Origin of the sequence: Streptococcus sanguinis SK1 = NCTC 7863, assembly GCF_000194945.1 — a bacterium.
GTDB classification, from domain to species: Bacteria; Bacillota; Bacilli; order Lactobacillales; family Streptococcaceae; genus Streptococcus; species Streptococcus sanguinis.
The window spans coordinates 156,565-168,716 of the sequence record NZ_GL878509.1; the positions used below are offsets into that span (position 1 = coordinate 156,565).

A 12,152-nucleotide genomic window follows, 5' to 3' on the forward strand; every position below is an offset into this window, starting at 1 on the left:
AGTCTCCTTTCTCCTTAAGCCAGAGCAAGCGCTGGGAGGGCGACTACAGGAGCTACTGTCACTGCAACTACTACAGCTGCAACTTCCAGACCATTCACGGTTTGCGCCCCCGTTTCAACCGAATTCACCGTTTTATTTCCATTCGAGTCTTTACTGATATTCGAGTCGACGCCATAGACTCCAACCATACCATTCCAGATATCAGTAGATACTTTAAGACCGGCCCCAGTATCGTGCTGCTCTGTTCCAGCATGTAGAGAAAGATTAATCTCCGGCATAGGGAGCCAACCTGTGTCTGTATTTAAGCCAACACTGCCATTGACACCAATATGATAGCCACCGACACTGATTTGAGGACTGGCATTAAGCTTCCAGTCACTGGCATCTATATCAACAGAAGCCACACCCAAATCTACAGCTACTCCATTAAAAATACCATTATTTGTCTTGTACTTGAAAATACCAGGATCATCTTCTTCCACAGTTGTCGAGTATTTGGCATAGGTACTATATAACCAGCCTGTACTCCAGTCAGTCTTTTTGGAGTGTTCCAGGGTATTGGTATGACCAAAAAGAAAGTCCCAAAAGCCCGATGAACCACCGCTACTACCAGCAGCCTGTTTGGCAGCAGGCATAGCTACTGTTTGGGCACCAGTTTGATTGCCTGCTTGCTTCATAAAGCCCAGCATAGCCCCAGCCCACAGCCCATTGAAAGCAGCCTGCGAGAGACTACCAGAAGCCTGATCTGCCTTGGCCTGGTCCAGTCGTACCTTGAGGATGGGATCAGCCTGCTGGACCGCTTCTTCCAGATGGCTGCGGAGGGCCTGCGGAATGTTCCGGCTGGGATAGCGCTCTAGATAGGCCTGGACAGCCTGGATATCCTCCGGAGTCAGCTCTTCACCGCTGTCTAGCTTATCCATGACCTTTTGAAAGGCAGCTTCAACTGCTTTTTTGCTCTCCCAAGCTGTTTCAACAGTCTGGGTCCAGGTCATCCTGTCCGGACTAGGCAGGACAAAGCTGCCGTTAAAGTTTGCAAAGCCTTCTGTCATCAGGCTCAGAGCTTGGTCCAAAGCAGCAGCCAGCCCCGGCAGATTGTCGAAAATAGTGGCCGACGATGAATAAAAGGCCAGCAGTTTATTCAGCTTGTCCTGCAATTCATGACGTTTGTCCTGAGCTGCTGTAATGGCATTCTGGATGCTGCTTTTGGTAGAAGCAGCCACATCCTTCTGTTTATTGGCCTCGGTCAGAGCCTGATTTTGGCTGTCAATGGTCTGATCATAAGAAGCAATCTGACTCTCCAGGACATCCTGATCCAAACTCTCTTCTGCCACCTCACTGACATAACGGCTGGGCAGATCGCTGCCAGCTTTGACCAGCTCTTCTTCAAAGAGAATCGCTGCCTTAAAGAGGGGAAGGAACATCCCCTGACAGTAGGTTTTAGCACTGTCATATGCTGTTCCGGTCAGCCCGCTTTCCCCTGCAAAATTTTCCATGGCCTGCATGGCAGATTCATAAGCCGCGATCCTCACCTGGCTGGCAGTGGCCATTGACCCTGCCTGCTGGTTGGAAACGGGGAGTTCCATCTTAGCGCCCATATCCAGCCTCCTTGTCTTCTGCTTCCAGAGCTTGTCTATACTGACCCTGGATGATCTCAATCTGACGGTCTAGCTTTTTTCTTTCCTTATCCAGCCGATCCTGACCATCCTGGATATCCAAATCCAGCAATCGGTGACTGTGCTCAACCAGACCCATAATATCATAAAAATCCTGACTGTCCTTGGCCGTTAAGGGCAGGTAATTCAGCTCTCTCAAGGCCGAAAGTCCCCGGTCATAGAGATAATCAATATCCTCTTCAAAGCGGTCTAGACGACGCTTTTGCTCCTCAGCCTTATCCAGTTTTTCAAATGCCTGCAGGCGTTCAGCAGCTAGAGTTTGGGAATTCTTCATACTACTTCCTCCTTATCCCTCAATATCCGCAGCCATTCCTTGGTCAGTCGCCTGAAATTCCTCTGCTACGCTTTGCAGGAGCTGACTGAAGCTTGTAATCTTACCGGCGATATCAGCTGACGCCGTACTGGAATGATCAATTTCCTCACTTGCCCGGCTATTTCCCTCCAAACGACTGATAGCATCCTTGTCAGGCTGAGATGCTGCACCTATCTGACTGGAAGCGGCTGAAAAGCTATTAGCATGGCTAGCTACTAGCCCATTATCACTTTTAATATCTGACATTGCTTGCTCCTCTGTTTTTGCTTTTATTTTATGACATTTATATTATAAGTTCAAGTCTCCGCCTGCTTTTTAACCAAAAAGAAACAAGACTGATAAATAATTCCAATCTTGTTAATTGCTAAACCTACTTAATCTGGTGCTTTTAAAGCCTCTAATTTCCGCTTCCTAATGAGCAGAAACTCATTCTCCAGATCGCCTTCCAAATCTTTGACAGCCAGATGATTCAAGCGAGATCCGGTAACATTATCAGGAATCTGCTTTTTATTACTCTGTTAGCTCGACTTTCCATACTCCAGTTTTTTTCTCCATTTCCGTATAGCTAGACCGACTGTAAAATAAAGAACGGTCGGAATCATCCCCACTGAAAGCGAGAAGAGGAAAGCTTGATTTTTTTCTACCGAGACAAAGCCTAGTAATAGTAAAGGATTTATAACCGCATCCTCCATAGTGTGCATAATTACCAGCGGCCAGACAGACTTAGTAATTCTAAAAATCTCTGTATACATGACCGTCCAGCATGCAACAGTTATCATCCCGATAAGGAAGAATGTAAACCTTCCAACCGGCAAGGTATTTTGGATTTCTCTCTCAGACAGAAGCTTCATAATGTAAGGCAGATGCCAAATCCACCAGATAAATCCAACAAGTAGATATAGTTTTAAGTCAGATAATTTTAATTTGATTAATTGATTGGTAAGATATGCCCTCCAAACGGATTCTTCAAAAATATTTTTTATGAATTGAGCCCCTATCTGTGTGAGCAAGATTCCAAGATAGACCGTAAACTCAACCTTCACATCTGTCACTCTGATGCCTTGTGTCATCAGTCCCAAGAGTATCACTATCATAGTAACAAGAGGGTAGACTAAAAAACTAATCAGATATAATTTTTTGTTATTCTTAAAATGAATGGAAAAACCTGCCTCTTTCCAGCCGTCTCCGCCAAAGCTTCGAAGAAAGATGGTACAGATTAACGGAGTTACCAGCCAAATCAGCATCCCTAAAGAGCCGCTTCCTATCTCTGTTCCGATATTTTCGTAATGAGCTTGGCCAGTTACTTTATCAACAACATAACCAATCCTGCCACATAGGCTGCTGAGAATGGCGAAGATAATGACATTGCGTTTAATTGTAGTTATGGACTGTTTCATAGCAGTCTCCTTTCGTCAAAAAATTATTCATCTCTCTTATTTGAGAGAAGCTAGGTTGATTCGAGTCATCGACTGCTTCGGCAATATCAAAATTTTGTTTCATTTTACCGATACCTTCTAAGCAAGTCTGGCTTTTCTTCAGCATCAGGTTTCAATGTTTTTCTTTTTATATACCTAATAGAAACATTTCTTTTAAGTGATATCAAGGAGAATTTAGTTGAGATTTTGGGGTAAATGGTAATTTATTTCCAGAAAGGGGAGATATTTGTAATTCCTACTTAACAAAAAAGACCTACCTTCATCTAAGAAGGAGATCTTTGAAAAGTTAGTTGACTCAGTAAGCTTTATTCTGCTTGCTTGTCTTCTTCAGATGCGTCAGCACCCTTTTCACGAATAACTAAGACACCATCTTCCAAATCGGCTGTCAAGTGCTTAGCATCTAGATTGTCTAAGTGGAAGTCAGTCACCTTGTCACGAATTTGCTGCTCAATGACACGGCGCAGCGGACGAACACCCATGACTTGGTCATAACCAGCGTCGCGCAGGAATTCCTTAGCTGCATCAGATACAGCCAGATCAATTTCTTTCTTGCTCAAGGTTTGATTTACTTCGATCAGCATGAGATTAACAATCTCCATCAAATCTTCTTTCTTGAGATGAGAGAACTCAATAACCGCGTTGAAACGATTGAGGAATTCTGGACGGAAGTAAGCTTTGAGTCGATCCATCAGATCAGGTTTTTCAGCATCCTCTTCCAAGCCTGCTTCATATCCAAATCCAGCATTGGAAGTCGCAATAATAACCGTATTCTTGAAGTTGACTGTATTCCCTTGACCATCTGTCAAACGACCGTCATCCAGAACTTGAAGGAGAAGGGTAATCACTTGTGGATCAGCCTTTTCAATCTCATCCAAGAGAATGATAGAGTAAGGATTGCGACGCACACGCTCGGTCAAGGTGTTGTTGTTATCATCATAGCCGACATAGCCTGCAGTCGTACCAATCAGCTTGGAAACAGCAGTCCGGTCGGAGTATTCTGACATATCCAGACGGATGATGGCTTCCTTGGTACCGAACATATCCAGAGCCAGTTGCTTAGCAAGCTCAGTCTTACCAACACCAGTTGGTCCAACAAAGAGGAAACTTCCGATTGGACGGTTGCCTTCATCAAATCCTGCACGGTTACGGCGTATAGCTCTAGCCACGGCTTCTACAGCCTTATCTTGGCCAATCACTTTAGCTTTGAGACGGTCACTCATGCCCTTGAGGCGCTCAATGTCGCTGGCACCCATCTGAGATACTGGTACACCCGTCATCCGTTCAACAGACTCTGCTACGTCGTTGACCGTAGCTGTCACCTTCATATCCTCAGTGTGATTTTGAATTTTCTTTTCTAGCTCTTCAATGCGAGTCTTAGCATTCAGAGCTGCTTCATAATCTTCTTTCTCAACAGCCGCTTCCTGTTTGTCTTTCTGTTCAGCAATCTCATTTTCAACCGCATGAACATCAGTCACTGGATGCTGGGCTGCCAAGTGGGCAGCAGTCACGTCGACCAGGTCAATCGCCTTGTCTGGCAGGCTCCGTTGTGGAATATACTGGACAGAGTAGTCCACAGCCGCTTTCAGCACTTCATCTGGCAGGATGACATTGTGGTGCTTTTCATACAGGTCACGAATACCTTGAAGGATCTGATAGGTATCTTCGGCAGACGGTGCATTAACCTTGACTTCATTGAAACGACGAGCTAAAGCTGCATTTTTAAGGATAGTATTGCGGTACTCATCCTGAGTAGTAGCTCCGATGACGGTTAACTCACCACGAGAAAGCGCTGGTTTGAGAATATCCGCCATGCCCTTAGAGCCACTATCTCCACCGATAGATCCTGCTCCTAGGATTTGATGGATTTCATCAAAGAAGAGGATAATGTTGCCGGCTTCCTTGACTTCATTGACCAAGTTTTGGATATTTTCTTCAAAGCTACCACGATATTGGGTTCCAGCTTCCAGACCGGAAATATCAACAGAAATAATTTCCTTATTCTTGATAGCCGCTGGCACATCACCGTTGACGATAGCCTGAGCCAATCCTTCTACGACAGCTGTCTTACCAACTCCGGCGTCTCCGACCAATACAGGATTGTTCTTGGTTCGGCGAGAAAGGATTTCAGCTGTTTCTTGGATTTCCTTATTGCGCCCAATGACTGGATCTAACTTTCCATCACGCGCTTCCTGAGTCAGATTGCGACCCAGTTTAGCCAGGATACCATCCTGCTTAGGTCCTTGAGCAGCAGTCTGGCCAGTCTGCTCACCTACTCCTTGACCAGGGAGCTTACCAGTAGCCCGGTACTGAGCAAACTCTTCCGGTGTGACCTCTCTACCATTAATCAAGTAGCGCCGGTGTTCGCTGTTGTAGCCACCCATGCGCCCCATAAGTTGGTTGAAAAGGTCGTCCATATTATTAAAATTGTTGTAGTTGTTGTTCATAGCATTACCTCGCTTTTTTCATATTTTGCTTTACATAATTTTTATTTTTACTAAAGTTTGAGATAAGAAATCTCTTCCTTATCTACTATAAATTTTCATTTGGGAGATCTTCTCCTATCTATTATTTTACATAACTTATTCTCTTTTCAAAAATCAAGACTGATTCAGTCTCTATTTTTATGAGTGATTTGATCTCTTTCGGAAGAAGATGATCTTACATAATTTTTAATCCTCCCAAAAATAATCGCCTTCCGGCTATATTCACATCTTCTGATTAAATTTACGTAAACTTTTTTGTTTACAGTTGTAATTTTATCATGACAGAATTTATTTGTCAATAGATTTTACATAATTTTTTAAAATAAATTTACAAATGTAATCAAAATTTTGGTTTAGGCTCTTTTCATTCCTATAAAGACGCTTTTTTATAATAAAAATCTGGACATAGTCCAGATTTTAAATCATATACTCTACACTATAGCTGGCATCCGACAGAATACGGGACAGAAACTGTTTGGTCCGTTCTTCCTTCGGACTAGAGAAGAATTCCTGAGGAGGATTTTCTTCAATTATGTGGCCTCCGTCCATAAAGATGACATGGTTGGCCACATCGCGGGCAAAGCTCATCTCGTGGGTCACAACGACCATGGTCACTCCCTCCTGAGCCAGCTGCTTCATGACACTAAGAACTTCGCCGACCAGTTCCGGATCTAGCGCCGAAGTTGGTTCATCCAGCAGGATAACGTCTGGCTTGACAGCAATGGCGCGGGCAATCCCAATCCGCTGCTGCTGGCCGCCTGATAGCTGGGAAGGATAGTAGTCTTTGTAGGCCAAGAGACCCACGCGCTTCAAGGACTCTTCCGCAATCTCAAGCGCTTCTTCCCTCGGTATCTTACGAGCGATCACTAAGCCTTCTAAGATATTTTCAAGGGCTGTTTTATTGGCAAAGAGATTATAATGCTGGAAGACAAAGGCCGTCTTTCTACGGATTTCTAAAATCTCCTTTTTGCTGAGCTTAGCCAAATCATAGTCTTTACCAGACAGAGTCAGCTGGCCGCCATCCGCTTTTTCTAAGTGATTCAGACAGCGCAGAAATGTTGTTTTCCCAGAGCCTGAGGGTCCTAGAATAACCACAACATCACCTTGATTGACCTTGAGACTGACATCTGCCAGCACCTGATGCTCTCCAAACCGTTTGGAGATATGTTTTACTTCTAACATAATCTTTCCTTCCTAAGCAAGAGCGTAGCGCTTTTCCAAGCCCCTAAACATCCACTGAATCAAGCCACAAATAATGAGATAAATAACAAAAATCACCAGATAAGACTCTGAATACTGGTAAGAATGGGAGGCTTCTATCTTAGCCAGGGCTGTGATATCCTTGACTGTCATGACAAATACCAGCGAGGTTCCCTTGACTAGATTGATAACCAGATTGGCCAGATTGGGCAGGGCAGAGCGCAGAGCCTGAGGAAAAACAATCCTCCGATAGGCTTGAAAATTCGTTAAACCAATCGCTTGAGCCGCTTCTAACTGTCCTTTATCCACTGTCAATATGGCAGAGCGCAGTATTTCCGACAAACTGCCTGTCGTCATCAGGCTATAGATGATGAAAGCATAGTAAAGTGGATTGAACTTAAAGACGTCTACCTGACTGCCCAGATTTTTAAAAATTTGATTCAGTAAGCTAGGAAAAAGACTATAGAAAAAGAGAATGAGCAAAATGGGAGGTGTCGCCCGAATAAAGGCCAGATAAACCACCGAAAAGGTCCGAACACCCCGAACTTTATAAATCTGCCCCAGAGCTAGAAGCAGAGCCGGAATAAAGCTGAGCAGAATAGCCACCACCATAATGATCAAGGTTACTGGTATGCCTTTCAACGTTACCAGAAAGGTATTTACAATATAATTCAAATCCATGCTTTACCTCTCCTTGACTGTCAGACTTTTTTCCAGAAGCTGGGAAGCCAGCGAAACCACTAGGGCAATCCCCCAGTAAATCAAGGCCACCGCTGTATAGGTTTCTAGGGAATAATTGCCCAGATTCCGACTGATGAGATTTTGCCCTGCTCCCATGACATCCACTGCCCCAATCGTATAAGCCAGCGCAGCATCTCGCATGAGATTAAGAAGGGCGGTAGTGAGATTGGGCAGGGCGATGCGAAACGCCTGTGGCAGGACAATACGCAGAAAAGTCTGCAGCGGTGTCAAGCCAATACTGAGACCTGCCTCAGTCTGTCCCTTGGGAACAGCAAGATAGGCTGCCTTGAAGACTTCCGCAATCATAGCCGCAAAGAGCAGAATCATGGTGATGATAACAAAAACAGTACGCGACCAATTATTGATATCCAGCCCCAGCCACCATTCTAAAAACTCTGGAATGCCATAAAAAACCAAGAAAAGTAAGACAATAGGCGGCGTACATCTAAGGATAAATATATATCCTCTAGCCAGGCCAGCAAAAGACTGTTCCTCGGCAATCTGAGCCCAAGCCAACAGACCACCCAGTAAGGAGCCAATCAAAGCTGTCACAAACATAATCCATAAAGTGGTCGGCAGAGCCTGCAACAGACTAGGCAGCAGGCCAAAGACACGGGACAAGTCATACGAGACCATAATTTTCTTCTCCTTCGACAATGATTAGATAGAATAAGCTTCTCTTGGACGGGCGCTTTCAGCTTGGAGCAACCATGCTCTCGCCTAGCTATCCTCTTTGAAAATTCCTTCAAACAGCAGCAAGGTCAGCTTAGAAGCCACCAACTCTATTTTCAGCCAGCTTCTCAGTCAGCCTTTTGATTTTCCATAATCAGCAGACAGCAGCAACTAATCCTTGTCCACATAAGAGAAGACATCCTCTCCGAAATACTTTTCAGATAGTTTAGCCAAGGTTCCGTCTTTTTCCAGTTCCTTAATTGCCTTCTCGTATGCCTTGGCAAATTCTTCATTCTTTTCGTTTTTATGCAGCAGGGGATAGGTCGGAATCCCCTTGTAAGGGAACCAAGTCAGTTGATCCGCATACTGATGGTAAGAACCTTCTTTATCTGTCACAGCTTTTTCAAAAGACAGCTTGATGTCAAAGAAAGCATCGTAGCGCCCTTCCAGAACCCAAGCATAAGCATCAGCTACCTTGAAGGACTCTGCTGCAGTCAAATCAATAGGAGCACCGCTATGCTTCTGATTATACTCTTCGATAACCGCCCATTGAGCATTCTGCGGAGAAATCGGTACCAACTTGCCCTTTTCCTTGGCAAAATCATCAATGGTCTTGTATTTTTCAGCGTCTTCCTTGCGGATAGTGAAACCGATAATGCTAGCGCCGATTGGGCTTTCTGGAATGATGAACTTCTTCGCCCGCTCTTCAGTGTACCATGCTCCCTTGGTTCCAATATCATATTTCCCAGATTCCAAACCGACTAAAAGATCTTCATCACTGGTACCAGTATATTCAAACTGATAGTCTGGCAGCTTTTCATCAATGGCCTTGAGAACAGCAACTTCATAGCCATCTGACTCGCCTTTTTCGTCCACAAAGTCATAAGGAACATAGTTCTGTGTATGTGCCACTTTCAATGTCGTGACCTTGCCACTGCCTGATGCAGAGCTGCTCGTCTTGCTAGATGAAGCACCTGTCAAGGTTCGCCCCAAATAAGTCGCCACTACAATAGCAATCACTGCTGCTCCACCAATAATCCATTTTTTCTTGCTCATTCTTTCGCCTCCTTCTTATGCTAAACTTGCTGCTTGGCGAACCCACTGAATCCGCTCTGCTTCAATATCGCTTGGAATAGTACAGTCAGCCCCGATAATCAAAGCTACCTTGCCAGCCTCTGCTATCAGCCGCTTGGTCTCGTCTTGAATAACTGCTTGACTGCCCGTGTAGAGCAGGCCTTCCTTGCCATTTTCAAAGCCACCCAAGACAGTACGACCGCCAAACAATTTCCGGCCCTCCGCTAGGCTGATGCCTTCTGGCCCCACTGCCCAGTTGATGACCTGAGCTGGATAGTCAGTAAAAAGATGAACATCATTTCGCGCGCCTTCGTAACCGCAAATGTGCAGGATATTCACTCCGCCAGCCGCATTGGCTGCTTCCAGCACCGCCAATTCACTAGGAGCAATAAAAGCCTTATAGTCTTCAGCCGACACCCGCGCATCCTGAATGCTCTGAACGCTGAGGTAGATTCCATCCGCACCAGCTTCCTTGATAATCCGCTCCGTCAGAGCTGCAATATCTTGAGCAATCACATCCAGCACCCGCTTCGTGAGCACCGCATCCTCCACCAAGAAATCTGCAATGATATCATCTCCACCAGCAACCTTACCGATCAACCATTTGAAGTAGGTCACTGGCGCAAAAATATTGTAAATAGCGACCAAGTCTTCTGTAAATCCAGCCCTAATCTTCTGAACCAGTTCCACTTGCTCACTAATCCAAGGGTGGTCAGCACCTAGCGGCTCAATATCTGCTAAGTCTTTTATAGATTGGACTTTTTTCAAGCGTTCATTAGGATAGGCAAAATAACCATCACTCATCAGCTTGATAAAGTCTGGCTCGACTTCTGCCAGAAAAGCTTGATGGCCAGCCAGATTTTTCTCAATAATGGCCTGATTTCCAAAACCTACCAGCCACTCATCCTCGTTGGTAAAATGATGCCAGAAACCAACTGGCACTCGGTCAACGGGCTCTCCTCTGAAGGCCTTCAGTACTAATTCTCTTTTTGAAGTCATCTTTTCTCCTTTTTTATTATCCTTATCTAGCCAATGGTTTGTTTTTTAGCTTGCTCATTGAGCTAAGTCAACCTTTTAAAATTCTAATCCGACAAGAGCAGGGCAGCGATATCATTGGGCTGCATCAAGCCAGTTGACTGCTCAGGCAGTTTCTTGAGCGCCTGCAAATCATCTTCTTTTTTGTCTGAAGACTGATGAGCATAAATCTGACTGATGCTCAGAAAGGTTCCTATTATCAATAATATCAGAGCAAGAGCAGCAAGCATTTTTTGATACCGATTCATCTATCTTCCTCCTTGAAAGAGTTGAAAATTGCTCTTTAGGACTTTGGCAATTCCATCAGAACTGATTAGCTGCCTGGCGGATCCAGTCCAATCTTTCTATTTCAAAATCATCTGGTACAGTACAGTCAGCCCCTAGAATCACTCCCTGACTGCCAGCTGCAGCCAGCAACCGCTTGGTCTCATCCTCTAATTCTGCACGACTGCCTGTATTTAGAAGAGCTGCTCTGCTATTTTCGAAGCCCCCAAGGACAGTCTGACCGCCAAAGAGCTTGCGCCCTTCCGCTAGGCTGACACCCTCATGGTGAGTTGCCCAGTTAAAGACTTGAGCCGGATAGTCTTTGAACAGTTCCAAATCATTGCTGGCTCCTTCAAAGCCGCAGATGTGGAGGATATTCACTCCGCCAGCCGCATTTGCCGCTTCCAAAACCTTAACCGTACTGGGCTCAATATAACTACGATAACTAGCCGCATCTACCCGGCCGTCTTGGATTTGCTGTGTACTGAGATAAATCCCCTCAGTGCCCGCTTCCTCAATGATACGTCTAGTCAAAATAGCAATATCGCCGGCAATGACATCCAAAACTTGTCCTGTCAGCTCGGGATTCTCTGCTAAAAAATCTGCAATTTCTCTATCTCCTCGTGACCCTTCCCTGCGGAACCAGCGCTTGAGATAGGTGACCGGCGCAAAGATATTGTAGAAGGAAGCGAGGTCCTCCGGATAGCTTGCCTTTACAGCCTTCACCATCTCAATCTGCTGCTCAATCCAAGGATGATGCTCACCGATAGACTGAATAGCTGCCAAGTCCCGAATGGACTCAACATGATCCGAATAAAGCGCGCTAGGATACTTAAAGAAGCCATCGCTCATAATCTTGACAAAATCTGGCCGTGCAGCTCGAACATAAGCAGCATGCCCCTCAACACTTTTATTGAAAATCACTGGATTGTTCAGGCCCAGCATCTTTTCCTCTTGGCTTACAAAGTGAAACCAAAAACCAACAGGCACTCGGTCAACTTCTTCACCCCGAAAAGCTCTCAGCACTAATTCTTTCTTGCTGACCATTACTTCCTCCTTCTTTGAATTTGTAATATATCTTACCATCCTCTCTTTCTCCTGGGAAATATATTTTCCCTATCAGCCTGATTAAAAATATTTATCAAAGCAAAATAAAAAAGCTAGACTAAGCTAGCTTTTTCAAGGCTTCTCAGACTCTGCTGAACAACCTTATTTTTTGTACCTTTTTTAGATAAGTACCATATATATTTTCTATAGACGA

General features: G+C 44.8%; 12 protein-coding genes. All 12 read right to left on the reverse strand.

All coding sequences use genetic code 11. The features are described 5' to 3' along the window. Positions 1-14 precede the first annotated feature (14 nt). A complete protein-coding gene (locus tag HMPREF9378_RS02980) occupies positions 15-1,595 on the reverse strand; it encodes a hypothetical protein (protein ID WP_002902214.1) in 1,581 nt (526 codons plus the stop codon). Further along, positions 1,585-1,947 (reverse strand): hypothetical protein, encoded by a 363-nt coding sequence (locus HMPREF9378_RS02975; protein ID WP_002902213.1) that lies wholly within the window; start codon positions 1,945-1,947, stop codon positions 1,585-1,587. The genes HMPREF9378_RS02980 and HMPREF9378_RS02975 overlap by 11 nt, the downstream gene beginning before the upstream one ends. A gap of 12 nt (positions 1,948-1,959) precedes the next feature. Then, positions 1,960-2,232 carry a TIGR04197 family type VII secretion effector gene (locus tag HMPREF9378_RS02970; protein ID WP_002902212.1) on the reverse strand — a complete coding sequence of 91 codons (273 nt, stop codon included), beginning with the start codon at positions 2,230-2,232 and terminating at the stop codon, positions 1,960-1,962. A gap of 272 nt (positions 2,233-2,504) precedes the next feature. Beyond that, positions 2,505-3,383, reverse strand: coding sequence for a CPBP family intramembrane glutamic endopeptidase (locus HMPREF9378_RS02965; RefSeq protein ID WP_002914085.1), 879 nt, complete (start codon positions 3,381-3,383; stop codon positions 2,505-2,507). A 344-nt stretch (positions 3,384-3,727) separates the two neighbouring features. After that, positions 3,728-5,866 (reverse strand): ATP-dependent Clp protease ATP-binding subunit, encoded by a 2,139-nt coding sequence (locus HMPREF9378_RS02960; RefSeq protein ID WP_002911636.1) that lies wholly within the window; start codon positions 5,864-5,866, stop codon positions 3,728-3,730. 456 nt (positions 5,867-6,322) lie between these two features. Continuing rightward, a complete protein-coding gene (locus HMPREF9378_RS02955; protein WP_002911634.1) occupies positions 6,323-7,087 on the reverse strand; it encodes an amino acid ABC transporter ATP-binding protein in 765 nt (254 codons plus the stop codon). Between the two features lie 12 nt (positions 7,088-7,099). Further along, positions 7,100-7,786: an amino acid ABC transporter permease gene (locus HMPREF9378_RS02950; protein ID WP_002902204.1), complete on the reverse strand. Its 687-nt coding sequence runs from the start codon at positions 7,784-7,786 to the stop codon at positions 7,100-7,102. Between the two features lie 3 nt (positions 7,787-7,789). Continuing rightward, complete coding sequence (locus HMPREF9378_RS02945) at positions 7,790-8,482, reverse strand: amino acid ABC transporter permease (RefSeq protein ID WP_002899085.1); 693 nt, start codon at positions 8,480-8,482, stop codon at positions 7,790-7,792. A 207-nt stretch (positions 8,483-8,689) separates the two neighbouring features. Beyond that, positions 8,690-9,574 (reverse strand): transporter substrate-binding domain-containing protein, encoded by an 885-nt coding sequence (locus HMPREF9378_RS02940; protein ID WP_002902202.1) that lies wholly within the window; start codon positions 9,572-9,574, stop codon positions 8,690-8,692. Positions 9,575-9,589: 15 nt separating this feature from the next. Next, positions 9,590-10,591, reverse strand: a complete 1,002-nt coding sequence (locus HMPREF9378_RS02935; RefSeq protein ID WP_002914090.1) for a uroporphyrinogen decarboxylase family protein — start codon at positions 10,589-10,591, stop codon at positions 9,590-9,592. An 83-nt stretch (positions 10,592-10,674) separates the two neighbouring features. Next, a complete protein-coding gene (locus HMPREF9378_RS02930) occupies positions 10,675-10,875 on the reverse strand; it encodes a hypothetical protein (protein WP_002911630.1) in 201 nt (66 codons plus the stop codon). Positions 10,876-10,930: 55 nt separating this feature from the next. Further along, positions 10,931-11,977, reverse strand: coding sequence for a uroporphyrinogen decarboxylase family protein (locus tag HMPREF9378_RS02925; RefSeq protein ID WP_002911629.1), 1,047 nt, complete (start codon positions 11,975-11,977; stop codon positions 10,931-10,933). Positions 11,978-12,152: the final 175 nt, after the last annotated feature.

Coding starts and splice junctions, on each gene's coding strand:
- HMPREF9378_RS02980 (WP_002902214.1), bottom strand. CDS start 1,595: ATGGGCGCTAAGATGGAACTCCCCGTTTCCAACCAGCAGGCAGGGTCA.
- HMPREF9378_RS02975 (WP_002902213.1), bottom strand. CDS start 1,947: ATGAAGAATTCCCAAACTCTAGCTGCTGAACGCCTGCAGGCATTTGAA.
- HMPREF9378_RS02970 (WP_002902212.1), bottom strand. CDS start 2,232: ATGTCAGATATTAAAAGTGATAATGGGCTAGTAGCTAGCCATGCTAAT.
- HMPREF9378_RS02965 (WP_002914085.1), bottom strand. CDS start 3,383: ATGAAACAGTCCATAACTACAATTAAACGCAATGTCATTATCTTCGCC.
- HMPREF9378_RS02960 (WP_002911636.1), bottom strand. CDS start 5,866: ATGAACAACAACTACAACAATTTTAATAATATGGACGACCTTTTCAAC.
- HMPREF9378_RS02955 (WP_002911634.1), bottom strand. CDS start 7,087: ATGTTAGAAGTAAAACATATCTCCAAACGGTTTGGAGAGCATCAGGTG.
- HMPREF9378_RS02950 (WP_002902204.1), bottom strand. CDS start 7,786: ATGGATTTGAATTATATTGTAAATACCTTTCTGGTAACGTTGAAAGGC.
- HMPREF9378_RS02945 (WP_002899085.1), bottom strand. CDS start 8,482: ATGGTCTCGTATGACTTGTCCCGTGTCTTTGGCCTGCTGCCTAGTCTG.
- HMPREF9378_RS02940 (WP_002902202.1), bottom strand. CDS start 9,574: ATGAGCAAGAAAAAATGGATTATTGGTGGAGCAGCAGTGATTGCTATT.
- HMPREF9378_RS02935 (WP_002914090.1), bottom strand. CDS start 10,591: ATGACTTCAAAAAGAGAATTAGTACTGAAGGCCTTCAGAGGAGAGCCC.
- HMPREF9378_RS02930 (WP_002911630.1), bottom strand. CDS start 10,875: ATGAATCGGTATCAAAAAATGCTTGCTGCTCTTGCTCTGATATTATTG.
- HMPREF9378_RS02925 (WP_002911629.1), bottom strand. CDS start 11,977: ATGGTAAGATATATTACAAATTCAAAGAAGGAGGAAGTAATGGTCAGC.